Here is a 25541-nt window from a genome sequence, read left to right as displayed (position 1 = left end):
TGACGAAAATTTCAGGCACTCTCCGTCCCATGCTGCAGAACATTCCTACCCACGTGATTGCCGGCCCGCTCGGCGCCGGGAAGACCAGCCTGATTCGCCAGTTGCTGGCGCAGCGGCCCGCCGATGAGCGCTGGGCGGTGCTGATCAACGAGTTCGGCCAGATCGGCCTGGACGCAGCGCTGCTGGCAACCGATGACGATGGGATTGCCCTGGGAGAGGTGGCCGGCGGTTGCTTGTGCTGCGTCAACGGCATGCCATTCCAGGTCGGCCTGGGTCGCCTGTTGCGCAAGGCCAAGCCGCATAGGCTGTTTATCGAACCATCCGGGTTGGGCCATCCGTTGCAGTTGTTGCAGCAACTGCGCTTACCGCCCTGGCAGGGGGTGCTGGCGGTACAACCGGCGGTACTGGTGCTCGATGCCGAGCAGCTGGCTGCGGGTGTTGCCTTGCCGCAAGCTCAGCACTCGACCCTGGCCAGCGCCGGGCTGCTGGTGCTGAATAAATCCGCTGGTCTGGACGAACTACAGCGCTTGTGGATAACTTCCCGGCTGGCGGATGCTCGCCTGTACTGGACCGATTTCGGCCATCTGCCGTTGTCCGAAGTGCCGGTGGCAAGTGCTCCGCCAAGCCATTCCCTGGCTGTGGATAAACTGGCATCAGCCAGTGTTTCCGCAGTCATAGGCAGCCTGTGGACAAATCCGCAGGAGCCAATTTGCAGCATCCAGGAGGCGGCGGAGGGCTGGAGCATTGGTTGGCGCTGGCACCCGGCTCAGGTGTTTGATCGTGCCCGCATCGAGCAATTTCTGCGGGAGTTAGACTGGCGCCGGGCCAAGGCAGTTATCCACAGCCTGGACGGCTGGCAAGCGCTCAATGCCCTGGCTGGACAGCCGTCCTTGCTGTGGAGCCGCAGCGAATGGCGGCGCGACTCGCGGCTGGAGCTGATTTTCGCCGAGCCGCAAGCTCCTGAAGCGCTAAAACAGGCCATGCTGGCCTGCCGCGTCTAGTTACGCCAGCGGTTGTGGTCCTGACGCCACTGGTTCATCTCGACCACGTTATCGTGGTGTGGCGGCGTCTTGATCTCGAACGGGTAGGGCGCCAGTTCGATCTGCATGGTATGGGCGCCGAACTGGGTGACGGTACCGGGGTGGCGCTGTTCGCCGGTCACGGTGAATTCGAAGTTGTACACCCGGGCCAGGCGTTTGCGGCCGTTGGCATCGCGAACAAAGCCGATGCGCTTGAGCGCGACATTGCCATCGAGCAGCTCCAGGTCGAGCTTGGCGCAGTGCTGCTTGACCCGCTCCAGAGCCTTTTCACGCAAGCCGTGGTTATGCCACAACCAGGCGCCTGCCGTGGCCAGCAGCATCAGCACGAAGAGATTTCCCAGGGTCAACATTTACATATGCTCCAACGAGGTATGCCCAGCTTAACTGCCTCCCCGGTCTGTCGTACAGGTGGCATTTAGCGCCATACTGCGCGCCTTGTTTTTCATTCCTACGCTTTCGGAAGACCTGCATGAAACGTACACCGCATCTGCTCGCCATCCAGTCCCACGTGGTTTTCGGCCATGCCGGCAACAGCGCCGCAGTGTTTCCCATGCAGCGGGTCGGGGTGAAGGTCTGGCCGCTCAATACCGTGCAGTTCTCCAACCATACTCAGTATGGCCAGTGGACCGGAGAAGTGCTTGCTCCAGCGCAAATACCTGCACTGGTAGAAGGGATTGCGACGATCGGTGAGCTGGGCAACTGCGATGCGGTGTTGTCCGGCTACCTGGGCAGTGCCGAGCAGGGGCGGGCGATCCTCAGCGGCGTGGCCCGGATCAAGGCGGCCAACCCGCGCGCCTTGTACCTCTGCGACCCGGTGATGGGCCATCCCGAGAAGGGCTGTATCGTTCCGGCCGAGGTCAGCGAGTTTCTGCTCGAAGAAGCGCTGGCCCGTGCTGATGTGCTGTGCCCGAACCAGCTGGAACTGGACAGCTTCTGCGGGCGCCGTGCCGAGTCGTTGCAAGACTGTGTCGACATGGCCCGCAGCCTGCTGGAGCGCGGCCCGAAAGCGGTGCTGGTCAAGCACCTGGCGTACCCGGGGCGTGGCGCGGAAGATTTCGAGATGCTGCTGGTGACCGGCGAAGGGAGCTGGCACATCCGCCGCCCGCTGCTGGCATTCGCCCGCCAGCCGGTAGGCGTTGGTGACCTGACATCAGGCTTGTTCCTGGCGCGCTTGCTGCTGGGCGATGACTGGGTAGCGGCGTTTGAATTCACCGCCGCCGCGGTGCACGAAGTGCTGCTGGAAACCCAGGCCTGTGCCAGCTACGAGCTGGAACTGGTGCGGGCGCAAGATCGCATCGTGCACCCGCGGCTGCGCTTTGCGGCGCAGCCTCTGGCCTTTTAACGGGCGGTCTTAAAGGGCATCGCCCTTGAGCTCCTGGTAGCGCTTTTCCAGCTCCTGACGGATCAGCCGGCGCTGTTTACCCTGGAGGAAACGGCGCTTCTCTTCGCTGCTTTCAGGCTGGCGCGGCGGCACCGCAACCGGCTTGCGGTCGTCGTCGACGGCGACCATGGTGAAGAAGCAGCTGTTGCTGTGGCGCACCGAACGCTCGCGAATATTCTCAGTGACCACCTTGATGCCGACTTCCATCGAGGTGTTGCCGGTGTAGTTGACCGAAGCGAGGAAGGTCACCAGCTCGCCGACATGCACCGGCTCGCGAAAGACCACCTGGTCGACCGACAGGGTCACCACATAACGACCGGCGTAGCGGCTGGCGCAGGCATAGGCCACTTCGTCGAGGTATTTGAGCAGCGTGCCGCCGTGGACGTTGCCAGAAAAGTTGGCCATGTCCGGGGTCATCAGGACGGTCATCGACAGCTGGGCGTTTCCAGGTTCCATAGTGTGCTCACGGTAAGGTTGCGCTGAGGCGGGGTGGCGATTGCTGTTCACGCTTCTTTCCCCCAATACGATTCCCATCTAAGTAGACGGGACGCTGACAGCGGCCTTGCCGTCACGCTATTTGTGCCATTTGCGGCGATGCTTTGGTCGATCTGTTTCTTCATATTGCACCGGCTTTTCGCGACAAGCGGCGGTGTTAACCTGAAGAAGCCCATGCAAGGTGGGCATTCCTACATTTAAAACGCTATGTACCCGCAACTCAATCAGACAATTCATCGGGTGAGTTGCGGCTTGTCTCTGGATACCAGGTAAGGAGTCCCACGCCGTGCATGCCATCAGCTTTATCCAGGATTTGGCAGTGATCATGCTGGTTGCCGGGGTGGTCACTATCCTCTTCCACCGTTTCAAACAGCCGGTAGTGCTTGGCTACATTGTTGCCGGCTTCATCATCGGCCCGCACACCCCGCCGTTCGGCCTGATTCACGACGAAGAGACGATCAAGACCCTGGCCGAGCTCGGCGTGATCTTCCTGATGTTCTGCCTGGGCCTGGAGTTCAGCCTGCGCAAGTTGTTCAAGGTCGGGGCCACGGCGTTCATCGCCGCGTTCCTGGAAATCGTGCTGATGATCTGGATCGGCTTCGAGATCGGCCGCTGGTTCGGCTGGAACACCATGGATTCACTGTTCCTCGGCGCCATCCTGGCGATTTCCTCGACCACCATCATCGTCAAGGCGCTCAACGACCTGAAGATGAAGAACGAGCGTTTTGCCCAACTGATCTTCGGCGTGCTGATCGTCGAAGACATCCTTGGCATCGGCATCATCGCCTTGCTCTCGGGTATTGCCGTGAGTGGCACGGTGAGCTCGGGTGAGGTGTTTTCCACGGTCGGCAAGTTGTCGCTGTTCATGATCGTTGCCTTGGTCATCGGCATTTTGCTGGTGCCGCGCCTGCTTGCTTACGTGGCCCGCTTCGAAAGCAACGAGATGCTGCTGATTACCGTTTTGGGCCTGTGTTTCGGCTTCTGCCTGCTGGTGGTCAAGCTTGAATACAGCATGGTCCTGGGCGCCTTTCTGATTGGCGCGATCATGGCCGAGTCGCGCCAATTGCTGAAGATCGAGCGCCTGATCGAACCGGTACGCGACCTGTTCAGCGCCATCTTCTTTGTCGCCATCGGCTTGATGATCGATCCGTCGATCCTGGTCGAGTATGCCTGGCCGATCGTGGTCATCACCATTGCCGTGGTGCTGGGCAAGATGCTGTCCTGCGGCATGGGCGCCTTTATCGCCGGCAACGACGGACGTACCTCACTGCGGGTCGGGATGGGGCTTTCACAAATTGGCGAGTTCTCGTTCATCATCGCCGCACTGGGCATGACCCTGCAGGTCACCAGCGACTTCCTTTACCCGGTGGCGGTAGCCGTTTCGGCCATCACCACGCTGCTTACCCCGTATCTGATTCGCGCCGCCGACCCGCTGTCGCTGAAGCTCGCCAAGGTCGTGCCGGGGCGCCTGTCGCGGGTGCTGTCGCTGTACGGCGAATGGCTGCGCAGCATCCAGCCCCATGGCCAAGGGGCATTGTTGGCGTCGATGATCCGACGGATTCTGCTGCAGGTGGGGGTGAACCTGGCGCTGGTGGTGGCGATCTTCTTCAGCGGTGGTTATTTTGCCGCGCGCATCGGTGACTACCTGAGCGAATGGGTCAGCGATGTCGGCCAGCAGAAGGCCTTGATCTGGGGCGCGGCGCTGATGCTGTCGCTGCCTTTCCTGATCGCTGCGTACCGCAAGCTCAAGGCGCTGTCGATGCTGCTGGCGGAGATGGGGGTCAAGCCGGAGATGGCCGGGCGCCACACCCAGCGGGTTCGACGGGTAATTGCCGAGGTCATTCCGTTGCTGTCGCTGTTGGTGATCTTTTTGCTGCTGTCGGCGCTGTCGGCCAGCATTCTGCCCACCAACGAGCTGCTGTTGCTGATCGTGATAGTCGCGGCAGTGGTGGTGGCGGTGCTGTGGCGCTGGTTCATCCGTGTGCATACACGCATGCAGATCGCTTTGCTGGAGACCCTGGAAAACAACCAGGAAAACCACCACTAAGAGGCGCTTCCTGCGCGGGGCGGTTCGAATGTCCGAGGGGATGGAGCGGTAGCGAAGCGCCACGCGCGGGAAGGCGTGGCGATTCTACGAGCATTAATAGCCAAGAGCCATTATTTTATGCGGGTATTTCTCATTCAGCTTTCCAGCCAGACATCCCGCGCCCAGTGCCACACCGATTCCCAGCTGTCCTCGGTAACGATCTCTTCTTCGCCGGACCACAGCACCACGGTGCCGTCCTCTTCGACGCAGTAGTAATCGTCGCCGTCCTGGCAGATCGGGATCAGGTCGCGCGGCACGCCGGCGTCCCAGGCATTGGCTGCCACGTCCGGCAAGTAGGTATGCGACTGCGGGTCGGTGACGGTGACCGGCTCCAGGCTGCCGTAGACCACGTCGCTGACCGTCAGCAGGAATTCCTTGAAGACGAACGGAATGTTGATGAACAACTCTTCTTCGATTTCGACCAGTTGGTCTTCGTCCGGCAACTCCAGCGGCACCGGTACCGGTTCATTGGCTTCTCGGAGCTGTTCGATGACTTCTTCCACGGTTCTATCCTCTAACCTTTACGACACGCTGCGCGTTATACCCTAGTAGCCTGCTGCGCTAAAAGCAAAACCCCGGGACAAGCCCGGGGTTTTTTGTGCAATGCCTCAAGATCAGCCGTTCTGACGGATCCCGGCAACCAGCCAAGGCTGGTTCTCGCCCGGCGCGCGTTCCATGTTCCAGCTTTCGCTGAACGGTTCGCCCTGGTCGAAGCGCGAAGTCTTCGATACACCGCTGAAGGTCAGGGTGGCGATGGTCTTGTCGGCGCGGTCGTCGACACCTTCAAGCTGCACATTTAGGTCGTCGATGTAAGTGGACTGGAAGGCATCACCCAGATCAGCACGCTCCTGCTTGAGGAACTGCAGCATCTGCGGGGTGACGAACTCGGCAATCTTGTCCATTTCGTTGGCGTCCCAGTGCTGCTGCAGCGACTGGAAGTGGTTGCGGGCAGCCGCCAGGAAGCTCTGCTCGTTGAACCAGGCCGGGGCGTTGATTACCGGACGGGCGGCGGCAGGTGCAGCCGATCCACCGAAGATCGACGGCTGCGCAGGCTGGTGCGCTTCACGCTGGAAAGGCGCGTGGCCGGCGGCGGCCATTTGTGGCTGCTGCTTGCGGCGACGGGCGGCGATGAAGCGGAACGCCAGGAAGGCAATCAGCGCCATGATCAGGATGTCGAAGATCTGCATGCCCTGGAAGCCGTCGCCCATGAACATGGAGGCCAGCAGGCCACCGGCGGCGAGGCCGGCCAGCGGGCCGAGCCAGCGCGAAGCACCGCTGGCGGCGGCAGGTGCGCGACCTGGCGCGGTTGGCGAGGCAGCCGGGGTAGCTGGGGCTGCCTGGCGGGTCTGGTGGGTCGGCGCGGCGCCCGAGCTCTTGCCGCCGCCGAAGCGTTTGGCGTTGGCGTCGAGACTCATCGTCAGGCCGATGCACAGCGCCAAAGCGATGCTAAGAAAACGTTGCATAGAAGGGTATTCCCGTTTTGTGGATTGCACGCGCGTCATGGTGCACAGGTTGTAGGACACATGACCAGCGCCATAATGTTTCCAGCTTTTGCCTGAATGATCTGAATACGCTGTAGGAGCGGGCTTGCCCCGCGATTGCGGCGTGCAAGTCACATTGCATCGCGGGGCAAGCCCGCTCCTACAGGATTTTCTGCGTTACAGCGCTTCGAGCTTGGCGTAACCGAGCATCAGCCACTTGCTGCCTTCGGCAAAGTTGACCTGGACCCGGGCCTGGGCGCCGGAGCCTTCGAAGTTGAGGATCACACCTTCGCCAAATACCGCATGCTGCACCCGCTGGCCAAGGTTGAAGGCGGTCTGCGGGATGTTGGCGTTGGCGAACAGGCTGCTCGAGTTCTGCTGCTGACCGGAGCCGAACGGGCGGCTGACGCTGTTGGACAAGCGCACTTCCTGCACCAGGCCGGCCGGAATTTCGCGTACGAAGCGCGAGACCTTGTTGTAGGTCTCGCTGCCGTACAGCCTGCGGGTTTCGGCGTAGGTCATCACCAGCTGCTGCATGGCGCGGGTGATGCCGACATAGGCCAGGCGGCGTTCTTCTTCAAGACGGCCGGGCTCTTCCAGGCTCATCTTGTGTGGGAACAGGCCTTCTTCCATGCCGACCAGGAAGACGTGAGGGAATTCCAGGCCCTTGGCGCTGTGCAGGGTCATCAGCTGGATGCTGTCTTCGTGCTCGTCGGCCTGGGCGTCGCCGGCTTCCAGCGAGGCATGGCCGAGGAAGGCCGCCAGTGGCGACAATTCGGCGTCTTCTTCGCTGTTTTCGAAGTTGCGCGCGGCGCTGACCAGTTCCTCAAGGTTTTCTACCCGGGCCTGGCCTTTTTCGCCTTTCTCTTCCTGGTGATAGACGATCAGCCCGGACTGCTCGATAACCGTCTGGGTCATCAGGTGCAGGGGCATCTCGAGGACTTTGGCGGCAAGGTTCTCGATCATTTCCATGAACGCGCCCAAGGCACTGGCAGCGCGGCCTTTGAGCGCCTTGTTGGCGATCAGCAGGCTCATCGACTCCCACATCGAAACCTGGGCGTGGCGCGCGTGCTCGCGAATCGCTTCGACGGTTTTCTCGCCGATACCGCGCGGCGGCACGTTGATCACCCGCTCAAGGGCGGCGTCATTGCCGCGGCCTTCGAGCAGGCGCAAGTAGGCCATGGCGTTCTTGATCTCGGCGCGTTCGAAGAAGCGCTGGCCGCCATAGATGCGATAAGGAATGCGTTCGCGCAGCAGTGCTTCTTCAAGCACCCGCGACTGGGCGTTGGAGCGATAGAGGATGGCGATGTCGCTGCGTGCCAGGCCGGTCTTGAGTGCGCTTTCGATGCTCTCGACCACGTAGCGGGCTTCGTCGTGTTCATTGAAGGCGGCGTACAGGCTCAACGGTTCGCCATCGCCGCCGTCGGTCCACAGCTCTTTGCCCAGGCGCCCGCTGTTGTTGGCGATCAGGGCGTTGGCCGCCTTGAGGATGCCGGCGGTGGAACGGTAGTTCTGCTCCAGGCGGATCAGCTCGGCGTCGGGGAAGTCGGCGGTGTACTGGTGGATGTTCTCGATCTTGGCACCGCGCCAGCCGTAAATCGACTGGTCGTCATCGCCGACCACCATCAGGCTGTCGCCGCCCTTGGCCAGCAGCCGCAGCCAGGCGTACTGCACGGCGTTGGTATCCTGGAATTCGTCGACCAGCACATGGCGGAAGCGCCGCTGGTAGTGCTCGAGCAGGCCCGGGTGATCGCGCCACAGGTCCAGGGCGCGCAGCAGCAGCTCGGAGAAGTCGATGACGCCGGCGCGCTGGCAGGCTGCCTCGTAAGCTTCATAGATGCTGCGCATGGTGCCGAGGAACAGGTCGCCGCTGGCTTGGATATGTTGCGGGCGCAGGCCTTCGTCTTTCTGGCCGTTGATGAACCACTGTGCCTGGCGCGCCGGCCAGCGCTGTTCATCCAGGCCCAGCTCGCGGATTACGCGTTTGACCAGACGCTGCTGGTCGTCGCTGTCGAGGATCTGGAAGTTCTGGTTCAGCCCGGCCTCTTGCCAGTGCGCGCGCAACAGGCGGTGCGCCAGGCCGTGGAAGGTGCCGACCCACATGCCGGCCGGGTTGATGCCCATCAGCTGTTCGATACGCTGGCGCATCTCGGCAGCGGCCTTGTTGGTGAAGGTAACCGACAGGATCGAGTGCGGCGAGGCCTGCACCACCTGGATCAACCAGGCGATGCGGTGCACCAGCACACGGGTTTTGCCGGAGCCGGCACCGGCCAGGACCAACTGACGACCGACCGGCGCAGCTACAGCCTGGCGTTGGGCGTCGTTGAGAGAGTTCAACAGGAGAGAGAGATCATCGCGCATCCGGCCATTTTAGGGGCGCAGGCGACCCTTGGGCAAATATACAGTAGAAAAACTTGGCGCTGACGACCGGCCGGTCACCGGCTGCAGCCCAAGGCCTGCGTGCTTGAGCACCTGCCGTCGGGAAATGCGATGAAATAATTATGATCCAGAGCAGTTTGGCCCAGGGGCTTGCTTGTGTATGCTCCGTGCACGTTTAAGGCTAACCATTACAAGAACACCGCCTATGACACTCGGTTCCGACTCCCTGAGCGCCCCAGCCCAAGCGCGCCGGAGTATTCGCAAACACTTCGCACCGAAACTGGCTGTCGAGCGCACCCGCCTGCTGTATCAAGGCTCGTTGCTGCCGACCCTGTTCATGCTGCTCAACGGCCTTGTCTGTGCCTGGCTGCTATGGAACCCGGCGCGTTACCTGCTGGTCAGCGTCTGGGTGGTCTGGCTGATGGCGCTGGTGGCGTTGCGGGTGATCCAGGTGGCCGCTTTCGATGCTGCCATGCCCGACCGGCAAGCCCAGCCGACCTGGTGGCGGATGTTTTTGCTCGGTTCGGCCTTCAGCGGCCTGACCCTGGCCAGCGCGGCGATTGCCCTGGTGCCGGTGGACAACTTCGTCCAGCAGGCCTGGGTGTTTGGCCTGCTGGGGGCGGCGACGCTTTCGGCCAGCGTTGCTTATGCCGTCAGCCTGCCAGCGTTTCTCAGTTTTACCTTGCCCTGCCTGCTGCCGCCGATTGCTTTCCTGTTCTGGAGTGGCGACGAACAGCAGCGCGGCTGGGGCTGGCTTGGGCTGATTCTGTTGATTGCGCTGTCGGTGGTGGCCTGGCAGGTCAACCGGCTGATCGAACGCGGATTGCTGCGACGCTTTCAGAATCAGGAGCTGATCGAACACCTGCAAGCGGCGCAAAGCCGCAGCGAGAGCCTCAACCAGGCATTGGCCGAGGAGGTCGAACAGCGCCGGTTGATCGAGGAACAGCTGCGTGAGGCGCAGGTTGGGCTGGAGTCGCGGGTGGCCCAGCGCAGCCAGGAACTCGATGTCGCCAACCAGGCCCTGAGCAAAAGCGAGCAGCGCCTGGCCCTGGCGCTAGAGGCCAGCGAGCTGGGGCTTTGGGACTGGAACCTGGACACCGACGAGATCCACCACACGCAATTGCGCGAGCTGTTTGGCCTGGAGCCTGAACAAGTCCAGGAAATGCTCGCGCACCTCAAGCCACGTTTGCATCCCGATGACGTGCCGCTGCTCAAGCGTACCCTGGTCGAACACCTCAAGGGCCGCAGCGAGGACTACCGCATCGACTACCGGGTGCGTCACCGCCAGGGCCATTGGTGCTGGATTGAGGACCGTGGCCGGGCGGTGGAACGTGATGCCAGCGGGCGGGTGCTGCGCATGCTCGGCACCCGCCGGGAAATCAGCGCGCAAAAAGCCCAGGAGGAACAGCAGCGTCTGGCCGCCACGGTGTTTGAAGCCGCCAGTGAAGGCATTGTGATTCTTGACCCTGACTATGTACTGCTGGCCGTCAATCAGGCCTTCTGCCGGGTTACCGGCTACAGCCGCGAAGAACTATTGCAAGGGCGGTTGCTGGAGCTGGCGTGCAGCCTTGATGCTCGTCGACATTCACAGGCTATCGAACTGGCCCTGGAGCAACAGGGCAGCTGGCAAGGCGAACTGGTCGAGGCGCGCAAGAACGGTGAGCTTTATCCTCAGTGGCTGCAGCTTAACGGCGTACGTGATGCCCGCGGCAACCTGACCAGCATCGTCGGCTTCTTTACCGACCTGTCGGCGCGCCGTGAGTCTGAAGAGCGCCTGCGCTACCTGGCCCACTATGATGAACTGACGGGCCTGGCCAACCGCGCCTTGTTCCGCCTGCGCCTGCACGAGGCCGGCGAGCGCCTGCGCCAGAGCGGTCGCGGCCTGGCCCTGCTGCACATCGACCTGGACCGCTTCAAGCTGCTCAACGACAGCCTTGGCCATGAAGTTGCCGACCATTTGCTCAAGCAGATGGCCCAGCGCATCAGCAATGCCATGCCCGAGGCCGACACCGTGGCGCGGCTTTCCGGCGACGAGTTTGCCGTGCTGTTCGATGCCTACAGCAACCTGTCGAGCCTGGTACGGGTCGCCAGCCGCCTGCTCGACAAGCTACGCGTGCCCCTGCGGGTCGATGGTCACGAGCTGGTGATCAGCGCTTCGGTGGGCATTAGCCTGCTGGCCGACACCTCGCGGGATGTTACGGTGCTGGTCAGCCAGGCCAATACCGCCATGCAGCACGCCAAGCACCTGGGTGGCGACAACTTCCAGTTCTACACCGAGAGCCTGCAGGCCAGCACCCTGCAGCGCCTGCAGCTGGAAAACCACCTGCGCAAGGCCATCGAAGAGCGGCAACTGCAGGTCTACTACCAACCCAAGCTGTGCCTGGCCACTGGCCGTCTGCATGCGGCCGAGGCGCTGGTGCGCTGGCAGCATCCGCAGTGGGGCATGGTGCCGCCGTCGGACTTCATCGGCCTGGCCGAAGAAACCGGGCTGATTGCACCGATGGGCGAATTCGTCCTGCGCCAGGCCTGCTGGCAGGCTTGCGAGTGGCAGCGCATGGGCCTTGCGCCGATTCGCGTGTCGGTGAACCTGTCGGTGTATCAGTTGCGCCAGGGCAAGCTGGTCAGCCTGGTGCGCCAGGTTTTGGAAGAAAGCGGCCTGGCCCCGCACTTGCTGGAACTGGAACTGACCGAGAGCCAGTTGCTCGACAGCGTCGAGCACATCATCGCCACCTTCCGCCAATTGCATGAGCTGGGGGTGAAGCTTGCGATCGACGACTTTGGCACCGGCTATTCATCGCTCAGCTACCTCAAGCGTTTCCCGGTGGACTACGTGAAGATCGATCAGGCCTTTATCCGGGGCCTGCGCGAGGGCAGCGAGGACGCGGCCATCACCCGGGCAATCATCGCCATGGCCCAGAGCCTGGACCTGCAGGTGGTTGCCGAGGGCGTCGAGACCGCTGAACAGCTGGACTTCCTGCGCAAGCAAGGCTGCAACGAAGTGCAGGGCTACCTGATCAGCCGGCCGGTGCCGGCGCAGGAACTGGCCGGTTTACTGGCCAGCCGCTACAGCTTTTAAAGGTGCCAGGCGCGGCCCTGGTGGGCCAGCAGGCTGTGGGCCTGGTCCGGGCCGTTACTACCGGCGTGGTAGGGGCGAGGGGCCTGGAAGTGTTCCTGCCAGCCGTTAAGGATCGGGTCGATCCAGGCCCACGCCGCCTCGACCTCGTCACGGCGCATGAACAGCGTCGAGTCGCCTTCGAGCACATCCAGCAATAGCCGCTCATAGGCGTCCCAGCGACGGGTCTGGCCGAATACCTGGGCCAGGTTGAGGTTGAGTTCCACCGGCTCCAGGCGCATGCCCTTGCCGGGGGTCTTGGTCATCATTTGCAGGCTGATGCGCTCGTCGGGTTGTAGCTGGATCAGCAGCTGGTTGGCCTGATCGCCGTCGAACAGGCGGTGGGGCACCGGCTTGAACTGAATGACGATCTGCGACGAGCGCTTGGCCAGGCGTTTGCCAGTGCGCAAGTAGAAGGGCACGCCGGCCCAGCGCCAGTTGTTGATGTGGGCTTCTACGGCGACAAAGGTCTCGGTATCGCTGTCGTTGTCGACATCTTTTTCGAAGTAGTAAGCCGGTACTTCCTGGCCGCCGATCTTGCCGGCGCTATACTGGCCGCGCACGGTCTTGTCCTGCACGTCCTGGCCGGTGATCGGTTGCAGGGCCTTGAGGATCTTCACCTTTTCGTCACGAACCGCTTCAGCCTCGAATTGTGCCGGCGGCTCCATGGCCACCAGGCACAGCAGCTGCAGCAGGTGGTTCTGCAGCATGTCGCGGGTGGCGCCGGCGCGGTCGTAGTAGGCGCCACGGTTTTCGATGCCGAGGGTTTCACAGACGCTGATCTGCACATGATCGACCTGGTTGTTGCGCCACACCGGCTCGAGCAAGGCATTGGCAAAGCGCAGGGCCATGAGGTTCTGCACCGTTTCCTTGCCCAGGTAGTGATCGATACGAAACACCTGCGACTCGGCGAACACCGCGCCGAAGGCCTCGTTGATCGCCGTGGCTGACTCCAGCGAGTGGCCGATGGGTTTTTCCAGGACGATGCGCGCATCGTGATCGGCAAGCCCGGCGATTTTCAGGTGGTTGGCAATCGGCACGAACAGGTTCGGTGCGGTGGCCAGGTAGTAGATCCGGGTCAGGCCGCCGGCTTCACCGAGAAAGCGCGCCAGGCGGACGAAATCGGCGCTTTGCGAGGCGTCCATGGGGAAGTAGTCCAGGCGCGCCGAGAACCGCGCCCAGACATCCTCGTCGAAGTCGGCACGGGCAATCTGTGCCCGGCAACGGCGTTCGGCGAGTTTGAGGAATTGATTACGTGGCAGATTGCTGCGGGCCAGGGCGATGATGCGCACGGCGGGGTGCAGGCGAGCCTCGCGATACAGGTGGTAGAGCGCCGGAAGCAGTTTATGCAGGGCCAGGTCACCGGTGCCGCCGAACACCATGATGTCGCAAGGGATAGTCAATACCACCACTCTCCTAGTTCGTTTAGCTGGGCGGGTCGCCGGTCATGTAGTATAACTACAAGAAAGCTACAACCCGGTCAGTCGATCATAACCGAGTCCTGCCCTTGAATCTGTTGCAACACATCGCCCAGTCGCGCCATCTGCTACGCAAATCGGAACTCAAGGTTGCCGATCACGTGCTGCTTGATCCAGCGGCCGTCATGCATAGCTCCATGGCCGACCTTGCCCACAGCGTCGGCATCAGCGAGCCGACCATCGTGCGTTTTTGCCGTGCGATCGGTTGTTCCGGTTTCCAGGACCTCAAGCTCAAGCTGGCGCAGAGCCTGGCGGCGGGCGCGAGTTTCGGCCAGTTCGCCATTCATGAAGACGACTCGGTTGCCGACTACAGCCTGAAGATCTTCGACACCACCCTGCATACCCTGATGGAAGTGCGCGAGCACCTCGATCCACAGGCTTTGCAGCGTGCGGTATCCGCCATGGCCCAGGCCCAGCGTGTCGAGTTCTACGGTTTTGGTGCCTCCGGCGCGGTAGCGGCCGATGCCCAGCACAAGTTCTTCCGCCTGTTGCTGACGGCGGCGGCGTATTCCGACCCGCACATGCAGGCGATGTCTGCGGTCACCCTCAAGCCGGGCGATGTGGCCATCTGCATTTCCCAGTCGGGGCGCTCCAAAGACCTGCTGATCACCGCCAACCTGGTGCGTGAAAGCGGCGCCACGCTGATCACCCTGTGCCCGAGCCAGACGCCGTTGGCGGAGCTGTCGACCGTCAACCTGGCCATCGATGTGCACGAAGACACCGAAATCTACACCCCGCTGACCTCGCGCATTGCCCACCTGGTGGTGATCGACGTGCTGGCCATGGGCGTGGCCATGGCCCGCGGGCCGAGCCTGGTCAACCACCTCAAGAGCGTCAAGCGCAGCTTGCGCAGCCTGCGCCTGTCGCCCAAGTCGATCAAGGCGATGGACGACTGAGACCTGTAGGCGCGGGTTCATTGATTTGTCATTGGCCCGCCGCCAAACCGTAATGCCACGACGTCAGGCTGAAGCTCCCGCACTCGATAAGGGAGATATGCAATGGCTCGTGAATTCGATGGCTCGTACCAACCCAACGCCAAATCCCGCAAACAGCAGGAAAAAGACCAGCGCCGCATGGAGTTTCGCCGCGCGATCGAAAGCTACTCCGAGCAGCGCCGTCTGCTGCAGGACATCACCGACTACCCCGACTTGCAGGCCGTCAGCGTGTGGCAGGTATCGGCGGCAGAATCCCCGAGAAACGCTCAACAAGCCCGCTGATCTGTGCACGTTCGCTGCGAATGAACGCTAGAAAGGCCAGGGCCACCGGCGATTGCCGCTTGGCCTTGGACTGCACCACACACCAGCTGCGGTACAGCGGCAGCTCTTCGACCGGCAGCTCGCGCAGCACGCCGGTGGCCAGTTCCAGGTTCAATGCATGGCGGGTCAGCAGGGCGATGCCCAGGCCGGCAATCACGCACTCGCGCTGGGCATCGGCCGAGGCCACTTCCAGCGTCTGAGTGAAGTGCACGCGCTTTTCCTTGAAGTACTCTTCGCAAGCCTTGCGTGTGCCCGAGCCCTGTTCGCGTACCAATAGCGTGTGCGGCTCAAGGTCTTGCAAACGCAGGCTGTCGAGCTTGCACAGCGGATGATCGGGCGGCGCCACGGCAACGATCGGATTGTTGAGGAACGGCAGGAACTCCAGGCCCATGTCCTGGGGCACCATGGACATAATGATCAGGTCATCACGGTTGTCCGAGAGGCGACGTATGGCCTGGGCGCGGTTGACCACCGTGAGGGTAAGATTGACCTCGGGGTGCAAACGCTTGAAGGCCGCGAACAGATGCGGGACGAAGTACTTGGCGCTGGATTCGACCGCCAGCTTCAATTGCCCCTGCAGCGAGCCCTGCATGTCGGAGAGCTGCATGTCGAGGCTCTCCAGGCGCCCGAAGATATCGCGGCTGGCGCGTTGCAGCGCTTCAGCGGCTTCGGTCAGGTAGAGCTTCTTGCCGACATACTCGAACAGCGGCTGGCCGACCAGTTCTTCCAATTGGCGGATCTGTAGACTAACGGCGGGTTGCGTCAGGTTCATCTCCTCGGCTGCCCGGCTGTAGGAACGCAAATCACAGACCTCATTGAAGATCTGAAGTTGACGCAATGTCATACGCATCAATGACTTACGCATTTCTCTCAAGCCCCGGCAAAACCTTGTAACAGCACTATAAGCTTTTGCTTATGCACACCCTAATAAATATTGATTTTTGTTTATCCAGAGACAGCGCTAGGGTAAAGATGCGACTGGCCAGCGATGATTGGTCACGCGCCGACCGGCGTTGCCGGCTCGTTTGTTCTAGCGGCCTTGGGAATACTCCAGTGATAAAAAAGATCCTGATCGCCAACCGCGGTGAAATTGCTGTTCGGATCGTGCGTGCCTGCGCCGAGATGGGCATCCGTTCCGTGGCGATCTACTCCGACGCCGACCGCCATGCCTTGCACGTCAAACGTGCCGACGAGGCCCACAGCATTGGTGCCGAGCCCCTGGCCGGCTACCTGAACCCGCGCAAGCTGGTGAACTTGGCCGTGGAAACCGGTTGTGATGCGCTGCATCCCGGTTATGGTTTTCTGTCTGAGAACGCTGAACTTGCTGACATCTGCGCCGAACGCGGTATCAAATTCATAGGCCCGGCGGCTGAAGTCATTCGCCGCATGGGTGACAAGACCGAAGCCCGCCGCAGCATGATCAAGGCCGGTGTGCCGGTGACCCCGGGCACTGAAGGCAACGTCGCCGATATCCACGAAGCGCTGCTCGAAGGCGACCGCATCGGTTACCCGGTGATGCTCAAGGCCACTTCCGGTGGTGGCGGCCGCGGTATTCGCCGCTGCAACAGCCGTGAAGAGCTGGAGCAAGCCTTCCCGCGGGTAATCTCCGAAGCGACCAAGGCCTTCGGTTCTGCGGAAGTGTTCCTGGAAAAATGCATCGTCAACCCGAAACACATCGAGGCGCAAATCCTCGGTGACAGCTTCGGTAACGTCGTCCACCTGTTCGAGCGCGACTGCTCGATCCAGCGCCGTAACCAGAAACTCATTGAAATTGCCCCGAGCCCGCAACTGACCCCCGAACAGCGCGCCTATATCGGCGACCTGTCGGTGCGCGCGGCCAAGGCCGTGGGCTACGAGAACGCCGGTACCGTGGAGTTCCTGCTCGCCGATGGCGAAGTGTACTTCATGGAGATGAACACCCGGGTGCAGGTGGAACACACCATCACCGAAGAAATCACCGGTATCGACATTGTTCGCGAGCAGATCCGTATTGCCTCCGGCCTGCCGCTGTCGGTCAAGCAGGAAGACATCCAGCACCGCGGCTTTGCCCTGCAGTTCCGGATCAACGCCGAAGACCCGAAGAACAACTTCCTGCCCAGCTTCGGCAAGATCACCCGTTACTACGCCCCCGGCGGCCCCGGCGTGCGCACCGACACGGCGATCTATACCGGCTACACCATTCCACCGTTCTACGACTCGATGTGCCTGAAACTGGTGGTCTGGGCGCTGACCTGGGAAGAAGCCATGGACCGCGGTCTGCGGGCCCTGGACGACATGCGTGTGCAGGGGGTGAAGACCACGGCTGCCTATTACCAGGAAATCCTGCGCAATCCGGAATTTCGCAGTGGTCAGTTCAATACCAGCTTCGTTGAAAGCCATCCGGAACTGACCAACTACTCGATCAAGCGCAAACCCGAAGAGCTGGCCCTGGCCATCGCCGCCGCCATCGCCGCACATGCGGGCTTATGAATAAGCCAGCTGCAAGTTGTTAGCTGCAAGCGACAAGTCAGAGCCGATCGGCTTTTTCTTGCGGCTTGTAGCTTGAAGCTTGCCGCTATGAGGAGATAAGAATGTCCAAGAAGATCTTTGTCACTGACACAATCCTGCGCGACGCCCACCAGTCCCTGCTGGCCACCCGCATGCGTACCGAAGACATGCTGCCGATCTGCGACAAGCTCGACAAGGTCGGCTACTGGTCGCTGGAAGTCTGGGGCGGGGCGACCTTCGACGCCTGCGTACGCTTCCTCAAGGAAGACCCGTGGGAGCGTTTGCGCAAACTGCGCGCGGCACTGCCCAACACCCGCCTGCAGATGCTCCTGCGCGGGCAGAACCTGCTGGGCTACCGCCACTACAGCGATGACGTGGTCAAAGCCTTCGTCGCCAAGGCGGCGGTCAACGGCATTGACGTGTTCCGCATCTTCGACGCCATGAACGATGTGCGTAACCTGCGCGTGGCCATCGAAGCGGTCAAGGCCGCTGGCAAGCACGCCCAGGGCACTATTGCCTACACCACCAGCCCGGTACACACCATCGACGCCTTCGTCGCCCAGGCCAAGCAGATGGAAGCCATGGGTTGCGACTCGGTGGCCATCAAGGACATGGCCGGCCTGCTGACTCCCTTCGCCACCGGCGAGCTGGTCAAGGCGCTGAAGGCCGAGCAGTCGCTGCCGGTGTTCGTCCATTCCCACGACACCGCCGGCCTGGCTGCCATGTGCCAGCTCAAGGCGATCGAGAACGGCGCCGACCATATCGACACCGCCATCTCCAGCTTCGCCTGGGGCACTAGCCACCCGGGCACCGAGTCGATGGTCGCGGCCCTCAAGGGCAGCGAGTTCGACACCGGCCTGAGCCTGGAATTGCTGCAGGAAATCGGCCTGTACTTCTATGCCGTGCGCAAGAAGTACCACCAGTTCGAAAGCGAATTCACCGCCGTCGACACCCGTGTGCAAGTCAACCAGGTACCGGGCGGGATGATTTCCAACCTGGCCAACCAGCTCAAGGAGCAGGGCGCGCTCAACCGCATGAACGAAGTGCTGGCGGAAATCCCGCGGGTGCGCGAAGACCTCGGCTTCCCGCCACTGGTGACCCCGACCTCGCAGATTGTCGGTACCCAGGCGTTCTTCAACGTGCTCGCCGGCGAGCGCTACAAGACCATCACCAACGAGGTGAAGCTGTACCTGCAAGGCGGTTACGGCAAGGCTCCGGGTGTGGTCGACGAAAATCTGCGGCGCCAGGCCATTGGTAGCGAAGAAGTCATCGACGTGCGCCCGGCCGATTTGCTCAAGCCGGAAATGGCCAAGCTGCGCAACGACATCGGCGCCCTGGCCAAGTCGGAAGAAGACGTACTGACCTACGCCATGTTCCCGGACATCGGGCGCAAGTTCCTCGAAGAGCGTGAGGCCGGCACCCTGACCCCTGAAGTGCTGCTGCCGATTCCGGAAGCCGGCGCCGTGGCCTCGGCCGGCGGCGAAGGCGTGCCGACCGAATTCGTCATCGACGTGCACGGCGAGACCTACCGGGTGGATATCACCGGTGTCGGCGTCAAGGCCGAAGGCAAGCGTCACTTCTACCTGTCCATCGACGGCATGCCGGAAGAAGTAGTGTTCGAGCCGCTCAACGAATTTGTCGGCGGTGGCAGCAGCAAACGCAAGCAGGCCAGCGCCCCTGGCCATGTCAGTACCACCATGCCGGGCAATATCGTCGATGTGCTGGTCAAGGAAGGCGATACGGTCAAGGCCGGCCAGCCGGTGCTGATCACCGAGGCGATGAAGATGGAGACCGAGGTGCAGGCGGCAATCGCCGGCAAGGTCACCGCCATTCACGTGGCCAAGGGCGACCGGGTCAACCCGGGCGAGATCCTGATCGAGATCGAGGGCTGATTTTCAGGCCCTCATCTACAAGCGGTTAACCTCTGGGGGGCGTATGCCTCCCTTTTTTTGCCTGCTCCTACCGGCACGCCTCCAAGGTCTGTACCTGTCCCTCGGGCCGCTGGTTATCTGCCGCCAACCAACGTTCGAACCCCGCCGCAATCGCCGGCCATTCATCATCGGTAATCGAGAACCAGGCGGTGTCGCGGTTTCGGTCCTTGATCACCATGTGCTTGCGAAACACCCCCTCGAAGGTGAAGCCAAAGCGCAGCGCGGCGCGCTTGGAGCGGGCGTTGTCGTTGTTGCATTTCCATTCCAGGCGGCGGTTGCCCAGCTCGAACGCCAGTTTGCCAAGCAGGTACACCGCTTCGGTGCCTTTAGGTGTGCGCTGCATGGCAGCACCAAAGGCGATATGGCCAATCTCGATGCGGCCCTGTTCGGGCACGATCGACATCAGGCTGAGGATGCCCTGGGTCTGGCCGCTGGCCAGGTCAATGACGCTGTAGAACAGCGGATCGCTGCTGGCGGCATTGGTGTCGAGCCAGTGATCGAAGTCTTCGCGCTCGGTGAACGGACCGTAGGCCAGGTAGTCCCACAGTGTGCGGTCGGCCTGGGAGCCCTGGAACACTTCCCAGAGGTCTTCGGTGTCGCGCTTGGGGTCGAGTTTTTCCAGGCGCACGAAGCGCCCGGTCAATGTTGCAGGTTGCGGGCGCTTGGCCGGATGCCAGTGCAATGGGCTGCTCATGGGGTGGCTCCTCTGGCTTACAGCGGTTTGCGAAACTGGATGAAGCCGGGCCGCTCGGCGACCTGCTCGTACAGGCTGATGGCCGTGGCGTTGGTTTCGTGGGTCAACCAGTGCACCTTGGCGCAACCTGCCGCCTTTGCCGTAGCGTAGACGTATTCGATCAGCTGGCGGCCGATACCCAGGCCGCGTTGCTCACTTTGCACGTAGAGGTCCTGCAGGTAGCAGGAGTTCTCGATGCTCCAGTTGGAGCGGTGATAGATCCAGTGGACCATGCCCAGTGCCTTGCCGTCGACCCAGGCCAGGGCGGCGTTGGTCGGCTCGGCCGGGTCGAGCATGCGCGCCCAGGCCACGGCGCTGACCTCGTCATCGATACGGGTTTCGTAGAATTGTTGATAGGCCTGCCACAGCGGTAGCCAGGCGCTGTGATCGTCGGCGGTGACAGGGCGGATGGTGACGTTAGGCATAGGTGTGTTCCTTCAAGGTTGGCCCATCAGGGCGGCCAATTGGTTGTCCAGGGGGTCGTTGCTGTTGGCCAGGCCGGTGCGCACGCCTTCGATGTCGATGGCCGAACGGTTCTGGCTGAGTTTGCGTGTGCCTTGCAGGCGCTCGATGGGCAGGGCGAAGCCGACGATTGCCTTGAGCATGCCGGCCATGTAGTCGGCGGGCGCTTCGTCCACCGACCAGGGTTTGGCCTGGCGTTGTTCGTGGTGATCACTCAGGCGGCGGACGATCTCCAGCAGACGCTCGGCGTCATGGAAAACCTCAGCCTTGCCCCAGGCGTGCACAGCCACGTAGTTCCAGGTCGGAACCGTGCGCGGGTCGTCGACCTTGCTGGGGTAGTAGCCGGCGCTGACATACGCATCGGGCCCGGCAAACACCAGCAGCGCCTCGGCGCCGTTGGCCAACTCCTGCCATTGCTTGTTGGCGCGGGCGAAGTGGCCGTACAGGGTGCCGTTGCTGCCCTGTTTGCGATCCAGCAGCAGCGGCAGGTGACTGGCCTGCAAGCCCTGTTCACCGTGGGTGACCAATACGGCCAGGCGCGTTTGCTCGATCTGCTGGTGCAGACGCTCGAGGTCGGTTTCCTTGTAGCTCGAAGGTGTGAACATGTGGATTGTCCTTGGCGAATGGCTCAATCCTAGGCAGGCTATTGGACTAAGGTAAGAGCCATTTCCAGCTAATTTTATAGGTCCATTGTCATGAGCGAGCGCCCCTTCACCTTGCCGTTCGACCCGACTGGTATCGTCCTTGATCGCCGCCAGGGGCTCAGCCGCCAGCTTTACCAGGCGCTTCGCATGCGCGTGCTGGACGGTCGCCTGAGCAGTGGCACGCGCTTGCCGGCCAGCCGTGATATGGCTGCGGCGCTGTCGGTGTCGCGCAACAGCGTGGTGCGGGCCTACGACCAGTTGTACGCCGAAGGCTATATCGAAAGCCGGGTCGGCGATGGCACCTATGTCAGCCAGCTGCCAAAACTATCCACAAAAGTATCCACAGGGTTATCCCTGGGTTTTTCCACAGGGTTATCCACAAAAACAGCAAATAGCACTGTGGATTCATCCAGCAAACTTATCCACAATGGTCCTTGCAACCGCCTGGAAAGCCACCATTTACCGCCACCGAAAAGTGGTCCGCCACGGGCTTTTCGCGTCGGTTTGCCGGCGTTCGATTTGTTCCCTTTCGACGTCTGGGCCAAGCTTCAGGCGGGTTTCTGGCGCAACCCCGATCGCGCTGCTTTGGGCTATGGCGACCCGGCTGGAGAGCCGCAACTTCGTCAATTGATCGCGACCTATTTGCGTCGATCTCGTGGACTTTCCTGCACGGCTGAACAAATTGTGATCACCAGTGGCGCACAGCAGGCCATCAGCCTTTGTGCACAGCTGTTATTGGAGCCTGGCGAAGTGGTGGCTGTGGAAAACCCCGGTTACCGCGCTGCTGGAAACGCCTTCGCCTTGACCGGGGCAAAAGTGCAAGGCGTGGCGGTCGACGATGAGGGCCTGGACTGCGCTGCGCTCAATGCCGTGGAACATTGTCGCCTCAGCTATGTGACGCCATCGCACCAGTATCCGACCGGCGTCACCATGAGCCTGGCCCGTCGTCTGCAGTTGCTGGCCTGGGCCGAGCGCAAGGACGGCTGGATCATCGAAGATGACTACGACGGTGAGTACCGCTACAGCGGCGACCCGCTAGCGCCTCTGGCAGCGCTGGATCGCAGTGGGCGGGTGTTGTATGTCGGCACCTTCGGCAAGATAGCCTTTCCGGCGCTGCGCCTGGGTTACCTGGTGCTGCCCAGGCAGTTGGTGCAGGTGTTTTCCCGCTGCCGGGCGCTGGCCGTACGCCACTCTGAAATAGGCACTCAGGCAGTGATGGCCCAGTTCATGGCCCAGGGGCATTTTCAACGGCATATCCGGCGCATGCGCAAAGCGGCGCTCAGCCGAAGAAATACGTTGATGGCAGGATGGCCACAGGGCATCAGCGGCATCGGCCCGCTGCCACATGTAGCTGCAGGTCTACATGTGGCAGTGCGGGTTGATTCGCTTGCGCGCGAACGTACGTTGATCGGGCAAGCCGAAAGTGTTGGCGTCGAGATTAACGGCTTGAGTGATTTCTGGCTGCCAGACTCGGATACGCCGGAGGATGAGCGTGCTGGACTGGTCTTGGGGTTTGCCGCTGTTCCGGAAGCTGCGATTGAGGTCGCAGTGCGGCATTTGGCTGAAGTTTGGGGCCACTCAAAGAGCTGAAGGGATTTACAGTGAGTTCATTCGCTGGGCATGTGTTACATGCCCGTTGGGCTAAATTTTTAGGTTACAAGTTAAATTTTTAACTTGATTGACGTTGCCTTCTCACGTGGTAGAACTTTCATGTGCTCAGGGTAAGCCCGTGCTATTTCAGTTCAAGATTGTTACGTCATTTAATTCGAAAATCATTAGTCACACTTTTATTGGTGGCGCGGCGTGTTAGCTCGCCTGATGGTTTTTGCTCGGTATATAGGGCCAATAATGAAAGAATCCCATAAACACTGCATGAAAGCGGCCTTGAAGGAATTCAGCAAGCCTGGAAAACGAAATTTTTCGTTACCTGCAGGTGATAGTTTCACTGCGTTGATCGATGGTGAGCCCTTCGTTGCAACAGACGTCCGTGGCTTCCACAGCTTCGGTGTAAGAATTGTCGTCGGGTTGATTGATGGAGGTAGTGAGCGCCGCTACATCACGGTGGCAGCCGATGATTACCTGGCGGCCGGCGAATATGATGTAACGCTTGAAGGAGAAGTTACCATCGGTTATGTCGTCGAGAACCCTGAGGGTAATAACGAATACTCCGCAGAGACGGGCCGTATCAAAATGTCGAGTGCGGCAAATACCGAGTTTTCCGGGAAGTTCAATGCAACACTGGTCGAAAGTTCGCCGTACAAGGCGATTACCGAAGCCTGTTTCAAGGTAGGTCAAACTGTCGAATTGTCCTGACGGATAGGTTCGACATACCTCCCGCCATTGTTGGCGGGAGGTATTGCGGTTATTTGCCTGACTTTATCTTGCTCCAGGCGCGGGTGCGTGCGCGCTCGGCATCCCGCGGCAGCGGTTGCAGGGTATAAAGCTTGGCCATGGCTTCTTCGGTGGGGTACAGGTTGGGGTTATTGCGGATGGCCGGGGCAACCCGTTCGGTGGCGTCCTTGTTCGGGTTGGGGTAACCGACAAAGTCGCTGATGGGCGCGATCACCTTTGGCTGCAGCAGGTAGTTGATGAAGGTGTAGGCATCTTCCGGGTTGGCCGCGCCTTTGGGGATTGCAAGCATGTCGAACCAGATTGGCGCACCTTCCTTGGGCAGACGCATGTCGACGACCACGCCGTTCTTCGCCTCGCTGGCGCGGTTGGCGGCCTGGGAGAAGCTGCCGGAGTAGCCGACCGCTACGCAGATGTCGCCATTGGCAATATCCGCCATGTATTTGGAGGAATGGAAGTAGGTGACGTGCGGGCGGATTTTCAGCAGTAGCTCTTCGGCCTTTTTGTAATCCGCAGGTTTCGTGCTGTTCGGTGGCAGGCCGAGGTACTGCAGGGCCAGTGGCAGGATTTCAGAGGGTGAATCAAGCAAGGCCACGCCGCACTGCTTGAGCTTGGCGATGTTCTCCTCCTTGAAGATCAGGTCCCAGCTGTCGACCGGGGCGTTGTCGCCCAGCGCCGCCTTGACCTTGGCCGGGTTGAAGCCGATCAGCACGGTGCCGTACATGTAGGGCACGGCGAACTGGTTGCCGGGGTCGTTGGCCTCGATCAGCTTCATCAGTTTCGGGTCCAGGTGCTGCCAGTTCGGCAACTTGCTGCGGTCCAGGGGCTGGAACACCCCGGCTTCGATCTGCTTGGCCAGGAACACGTTGGACGGCACCACCACGTCGTAGCCGGAGTTGCCGGTCAACAGCTTGGCTTCCAGGGCTTCGTTGGTGTCGAAGATGTCGTAGATGAGTTTGACCTGGCTGTCTTTCTGGAAGTCCACCAGGGTTTGCGGGGTGATGTAGTCGAACCAGTTGTAGACCCGCAGGGTGCGTTGTTCGGCAGCTTGCAGGCTACCGGCGAGCAGGGTGCTGCACAGCAGCGGGGCGAGCAGGCGCTGGAGTCGGGTCATGCTTGAGCTTCCTGTTGGGCGCGTTCGAAACCTTCGAGTACGTTCACCGCGTTGATGCCGATTTCCTCGACCGCATAACCGCCTTCCATGACGAACAGCGTCGGCTTGCCGAGGCGGGCAATGCGTTCGCCCATCTGCAGGTAGTCGGGGCTGTCGAGCTTGAACTGGGAAATCGGATCGTCCTTGAAGGTATCCACGCCCAGGGAAATTACCAGCACGTTCGGGTCGTAGGCGGCGATGCGCTCACAGGCCTCGTCCAGGGCCTTGCTCCAGGTCGGCCAGTCACTCCCGGCTGGCAGCGGGTAGTTGACGTTGTAGCCCAGCCCCTCGCCTTCGCCGCGCTCGTCGGCATAGCCGAGAAAGAACGGGAATTCGGCCTGCGGATCACCATGGATCGAGGCGAAGAACACATCGCTGCGCTGGTAGAAGATTTCCTGGGTGCCGTTGCCGTGGTGGTAGTCGACATCGAGGATAGCCACCTTGCGCCGGCCCTGGTCGAGGAACGCCTGGGCGGCGATGGCGGCGTTGTTCAGGTAGCAATAACCCCCCATGACGTCGCTGGCGGCGTGGTGCCCGGGTGGCCGGCAGAGGGCGAAGGCGCTGTGGGCGCCGGTCTGGATTGCCGCCTGGGCGGTAAGGGCTACTTGTGCGGCGCTGTAGGCCGCTTGCCAGGTACCCGCGGTGATGGGCGCGCCGGCGTCGAAGCTGTAGTAGCCAAGCTCGCCATGCAGGCCGCTGGGTTTGACGCTGCGCAGGGTGCGCGCCGGCCAGGTGAAGGGCAGCAGGTCGCCTTCGTGACCCAGTTGGGTCCAGCGCTGCCAGGCGCCTTCGAAGAAATTCAGGTAATCGGCGCTGTGCACCCGCAGCAAGGGCGCGCGGCCAAAATCGGCAGGGCCCTTGATGGCCCCCAGTTCACGGGTCTTTACCCGATCCAGGACATGGTCGGCGCGCGAGGGCATTTCGAAGCAGGGCATCAGTTGCCCGTCGATCAGCTCGCAGCGGCCGTGGTGCAGGCGGTGGTCATCGGAATAGATCGTCAGCATGTTGTTGTTCTCCGGGTCACTGGCGTCGCTCCATTGTTGGTGGCACGGGCCTGCTGCAGAACGACGGAAA

The 25541-nt window shown here is 61.5% G+C and carries 22 protein-coding genes; 10 read left to right on the top strand and 12 right to left on the bottom strand.

Annotated elements, in window-relative coordinates:
• Window positions 1–29 precede the first annotated feature (29 nt).
• The gene (locus tag ACIOVF_RS16895; protein ID WP_401290906.1) at window positions 30–1001 is read left to right on the top strand and encodes a CobW family GTP-binding protein; all 972 of its coding nucleotides are present in this window, start codon (window positions 30–32) and stop codon (window positions 999–1001) included.
• Here the strand turns inward: ACIOVF_RS16895 and ACIOVF_RS16890 are convergent.
• Entirely contained in the window at window positions 998–1390 is a 393-nt protein-coding gene (locus ACIOVF_RS16890) for a DUF3301 domain-containing protein (RefSeq protein ID WP_045199457.1), read from the bottom strand. The genes ACIOVF_RS16895 and ACIOVF_RS16890 overlap by 4 nt on opposite strands.
• A 119-nt stretch (window positions 1391–1509) precedes the next feature.
• Here ACIOVF_RS16890 and pdxY point away from each other — a divergent pair, with 119 nt between their 5' ends.
• Window positions 1510–2382: a pyridoxal kinase PdxY gene (gene pdxY / locus ACIOVF_RS16885; RefSeq protein ID WP_045199459.1), complete on the top strand. Its 873-nt coding sequence runs from the start codon at window positions 1510–1512 to the stop codon at window positions 2380–2382.
• A 9-nt stretch (window positions 2383–2391) separates the two neighbouring features.
• Here pdxY and ACIOVF_RS16880 read toward each other — a convergent pair whose 3' ends face one another.
• Window positions 2392–2877: an acyl-CoA thioesterase gene (locus ACIOVF_RS16880; protein ID WP_045186257.1), complete on the bottom strand. Its 486-nt coding sequence runs from the start codon at window positions 2875–2877 to the stop codon at window positions 2392–2394.
• A gap of 325 nt (window positions 2878–3202) precedes the next feature.
• Here ACIOVF_RS16880 and ACIOVF_RS16875 point away from each other — a divergent pair, with 325 nt between their 5' ends.
• Window positions 3203–4963, top strand: a complete 1761-nt coding sequence (locus tag ACIOVF_RS16875) for a cation:proton antiporter (protein ID WP_045199461.1) — start codon at window positions 3203–3205, stop codon at window positions 4961–4963.
• Window positions 4964–5097: 134 nt separating this feature from the next.
• Here ACIOVF_RS16875 and ACIOVF_RS16870 read toward each other — a convergent pair whose 3' ends face one another.
• From ACIOVF_RS16870 to uvrD, 3 genes are all read right to left on the bottom strand, one after another.
• On the bottom strand, window positions 5098–5505 hold the full coding sequence (locus ACIOVF_RS16870) for an SMI1/KNR4 family protein (protein WP_010222784.1): 408 nt from the start codon (window positions 5503–5505) through the stop codon (window positions 5098–5100).
• A gap of 111 nt (window positions 5506–5616) precedes the next feature.
• On the bottom strand, window positions 5617–6465 hold the full coding sequence (locus tag ACIOVF_RS16865) for a Tim44 domain-containing protein (RefSeq protein ID WP_045199463.1): 849 nt from the start codon (window positions 6463–6465) through the stop codon (window positions 5617–5619).
• A gap of 195 nt (window positions 6466–6660) precedes the next feature.
• The gene (gene uvrD / locus ACIOVF_RS16860) at window positions 6661–8844 is read right to left on the bottom strand and encodes a DNA helicase II (RefSeq protein ID WP_045199464.1); all 2184 of its coding nucleotides are present in this window, start codon (window positions 8842–8844) and stop codon (window positions 6661–6663) included.
• A gap of 223 nt (window positions 8845–9067) precedes the next feature.
• Here uvrD and ACIOVF_RS16855 point away from each other — a divergent pair, with 223 nt between their 5' ends.
• Window positions 9068–11938: an EAL domain-containing protein gene (locus tag ACIOVF_RS16855; RefSeq protein ID WP_401290899.1), complete on the top strand. Its 2871-nt coding sequence runs from the start codon at window positions 9068–9070 to the stop codon at window positions 11936–11938.
• On the opposite strand, the gene zwf is transcribed toward ACIOVF_RS16855, so the two are convergent.
• Window positions 11935–13377, bottom strand: coding sequence for a glucose-6-phosphate dehydrogenase (gene zwf, locus ACIOVF_RS16850; RefSeq protein ID WP_401290896.1), 1443 nt, complete (start codon window positions 13375–13377; stop codon window positions 11935–11937). The two genes, ACIOVF_RS16855 and zwf, sit on opposite strands and share 4 nt — an antisense overlap.
• Window positions 13378–13481: 104 nt before the next feature.
• On the opposite strand from zwf, the gene hexR reads away from it, so the two are divergent.
• Both hexR and ACIOVF_RS16840 read left to right on the top strand, forming a co-directional pair.
• On the top strand, window positions 13482–14348 hold the full coding sequence (hexR, locus tag ACIOVF_RS16845; RefSeq protein WP_038616018.1) for a transcriptional regulator HexR: 867 nt from the start codon (window positions 13482–13484) through the stop codon (window positions 14346–14348).
• Between the two features lie 102 nt (window positions 14349–14450).
• Window positions 14451–14669 carry a PA3496 family putative envelope integrity protein gene (locus tag ACIOVF_RS16840; RefSeq protein WP_045199472.1) on the top strand — a complete coding sequence of 73 codons (219 nt, stop codon included), beginning with the start codon at window positions 14451–14453 and terminating at the stop codon, window positions 14667–14669.
• On the opposite strand, the gene ACIOVF_RS16835 is transcribed toward ACIOVF_RS16840, so the two are convergent.
• Window positions 14611–15558: a LysR family transcriptional regulator gene (locus tag ACIOVF_RS16835; protein ID WP_162195917.1), complete on the bottom strand. Its 948-nt coding sequence runs from the start codon at window positions 15556–15558 to the stop codon at window positions 14611–14613. The two genes, ACIOVF_RS16840 and ACIOVF_RS16835, sit on opposite strands and share 59 nt — an antisense overlap.
• 203 nt (window positions 15559–15761) lie before the next feature.
• On the opposite strand from ACIOVF_RS16835, the gene ACIOVF_RS16830 reads away from it, so the two are divergent.
• Both ACIOVF_RS16830 and oadA read left to right on the top strand, forming a co-directional pair.
• Window positions 15762–17177: an acetyl-CoA carboxylase biotin carboxylase subunit gene (locus tag ACIOVF_RS16830; protein ID WP_045199475.1), complete on the top strand. Its 1416-nt coding sequence runs from the start codon at window positions 15762–15764 to the stop codon at window positions 17175–17177.
• A 101-nt stretch (window positions 17178–17278) separates the two neighbouring features.
• Window positions 17279–19087: a sodium-extruding oxaloacetate decarboxylase subunit alpha gene (gene oadA, locus ACIOVF_RS16825; protein ID WP_045199477.1), complete on the top strand. Its 1809-nt coding sequence runs from the start codon at window positions 17279–17281 to the stop codon at window positions 19085–19087.
• 67 nt (window positions 19088–19154) lie between these two features.
• Here the strand turns inward: oadA and ACIOVF_RS16820 are convergent, their stop codons facing one another.
• Genes ACIOVF_RS16820 through ACIOVF_RS16810 form a run of 3 tightly spaced genes read right to left on the bottom strand, consistent with a single transcriptional unit; the run spans window position 19155 to window position 20926 of the window.
• Window positions 19155–19820, bottom strand: a complete 666-nt coding sequence (locus ACIOVF_RS16820; RefSeq protein WP_213602854.1) for a GNAT family N-acetyltransferase — start codon at window positions 19818–19820, stop codon at window positions 19155–19157.
• A gap of 17 nt (window positions 19821–19837) precedes the next feature.
• Window positions 19838–20284, bottom strand: a complete 447-nt coding sequence (locus tag ACIOVF_RS16815) for a GNAT family N-acetyltransferase (RefSeq protein ID WP_093377901.1) — start codon at window positions 20282–20284, stop codon at window positions 19838–19840.
• Between the two features lie 12 nt (window positions 20285–20296).
• Window positions 20297–20926 (bottom strand): FMN-binding negative transcriptional regulator, encoded by a 630-nt coding sequence (locus tag ACIOVF_RS16810; RefSeq protein WP_401290889.1) that lies wholly within the window; start codon window positions 20924–20926, stop codon window positions 20297–20299.
• A 90-nt stretch (window positions 20927–21016) separates the two neighbouring features.
• Between ACIOVF_RS16810 and ACIOVF_RS16805 the strand changes: the two genes are divergently transcribed.
• Together ACIOVF_RS16805 and ACIOVF_RS16800 are read left to right on the top strand one after the other, a co-directional pair.
• Entirely contained in the window at window positions 21017–22555 is a 1539-nt protein-coding gene (locus tag ACIOVF_RS16805; protein WP_045199485.1) for a PLP-dependent aminotransferase family protein, read from the top strand.
• A gap of 282 nt (window positions 22556–22837) precedes the next feature.
• Window positions 22838–23278, top strand: a complete 441-nt coding sequence (locus ACIOVF_RS16800) for a hypothetical protein (protein WP_045199487.1) — start codon at window positions 22838–22840, stop codon at window positions 23276–23278.
• Between the two features lie 49 nt (window positions 23279–23327).
• Here ACIOVF_RS16800 and ACIOVF_RS16795 read toward each other — a convergent pair whose 3' ends face one another.
• Window positions 23328–24428, bottom strand: coding sequence for a polyamine ABC transporter substrate-binding protein (locus ACIOVF_RS16795; RefSeq protein WP_093377915.1), 1101 nt, complete (start codon window positions 24426–24428; stop codon window positions 23328–23330).
• Window positions 24425–25471 (bottom strand): histone deacetylase family protein, encoded by a 1047-nt coding sequence (locus tag ACIOVF_RS16790; protein ID WP_401290884.1) that lies wholly within the window; start codon window positions 25469–25471, stop codon window positions 24425–24427. Before ACIOVF_RS16790 ends, ACIOVF_RS16795 begins: the two co-directional genes overlap by 4 nt.
• Window positions 25472–25541: the final 70 nt, after the last annotated feature.

The organism is Pseudomonas sp. NPDC087612 (genome assembly GCF_044743505.1).
In the GTDB taxonomy this organism is placed as follows: Bacteria; Pseudomonadota; Gammaproteobacteria; order Pseudomonadales; family Pseudomonadaceae; genus Aquipseudomonas.
This window is presented reverse-complemented; position numbering and strand designations above follow the sequence as displayed.

Excerpts from the sequence above, each read along its gene's own strand:
- ACIOVF_RS16895 (WP_401290906.1), top strand. The coding sequence starts at position 30 with ATGCTGCAGAACATTCCTACCCACGTGATTGCCGGCCCGCTCGGCGCC.
- ACIOVF_RS16890 (WP_045199457.1), bottom strand. The coding sequence starts at position 1,390 with ATGTTGACCCTGGGAAATCTCTTCGTGCTGATGCTGCTGGCCACGGCA.
- pdxY (WP_045199459.1), top strand. The coding sequence starts at position 1,510 with ATGAAACGTACACCGCATCTGCTCGCCATCCAGTCCCACGTGGTTTTC.
- ACIOVF_RS16880 (WP_045186257.1), bottom strand. The coding sequence starts at position 2,877 with ATGGAACCTGGAAACGCCCAGCTGTCGATGACCGTCCTGATGACCCCG.
- ACIOVF_RS16865 (WP_045199463.1), bottom strand. The coding sequence starts at position 6,465 with ATGCAACGTTTTCTTAGCATCGCTTTGGCGCTGTGCATCGGCCTGACG.
- uvrD (WP_045199464.1), bottom strand. The coding sequence starts at position 8,844 with ATGCGCGATGATCTCTCTCTCCTGTTGAACTCTCTCAACGACGCCCAA.
- ACIOVF_RS16855 (WP_401290899.1), top strand. The coding sequence starts at position 9,068 with ATGACACTCGGTTCCGACTCCCTGAGCGCCCCAGCCCAAGCGCGCCGG.
- ACIOVF_RS16840 (WP_045199472.1), top strand. The coding sequence starts at position 14,451 with ATGGCTCGTGAATTCGATGGCTCGTACCAACCCAACGCCAAATCCCGC.
- ACIOVF_RS16835 (WP_162195917.1), bottom strand. The coding sequence starts at position 15,558 with ATGCGTATGACATTGCGTCAACTTCAGATCTTCAATGAGGTCTGTGAT.
- oadA (WP_045199477.1), top strand. The coding sequence starts at position 17,279 with ATGTCCAAGAAGATCTTTGTCACTGACACAATCCTGCGCGACGCCCAC.
- ACIOVF_RS16820 (WP_213602854.1), bottom strand. The coding sequence starts at position 19,820 with ATGAGCAGCCCATTGCACTGGCATCCGGCCAAGCGCCCGCAACCTGCA.
- ACIOVF_RS16815 (WP_093377901.1), bottom strand. The coding sequence starts at position 20,284 with ATGCCTAACGTCACCATCCGCCCTGTCACCGCCGACGATCACAGCGCC.
- ACIOVF_RS16810 (WP_401290889.1), bottom strand. The coding sequence starts at position 20,926 with ATGTTCACACCTTCGAGCTACAAGGAAACCGACCTCGAGCGTCTGCAC.
- ACIOVF_RS16805 (WP_045199485.1), top strand. The coding sequence starts at position 21,017 with ATGAGCGAGCGCCCCTTCACCTTGCCGTTCGACCCGACTGGTATCGTC.
- ACIOVF_RS16800 (WP_045199487.1), top strand. The coding sequence starts at position 22,838 with ATGAAAGCGGCCTTGAAGGAATTCAGCAAGCCTGGAAAACGAAATTTT.
- ACIOVF_RS16795 (WP_093377915.1), bottom strand. The coding sequence starts at position 24,428 with ATGACCCGACTCCAGCGCCTGCTCGCCCCGCTGCTGTGCAGCACCCTG.
- ACIOVF_RS16790 (WP_401290884.1), bottom strand. The coding sequence starts at position 25,471 with ATGCTGACGATCTATTCCGATGACCACCGCCTGCACCACGGCCGCTGC.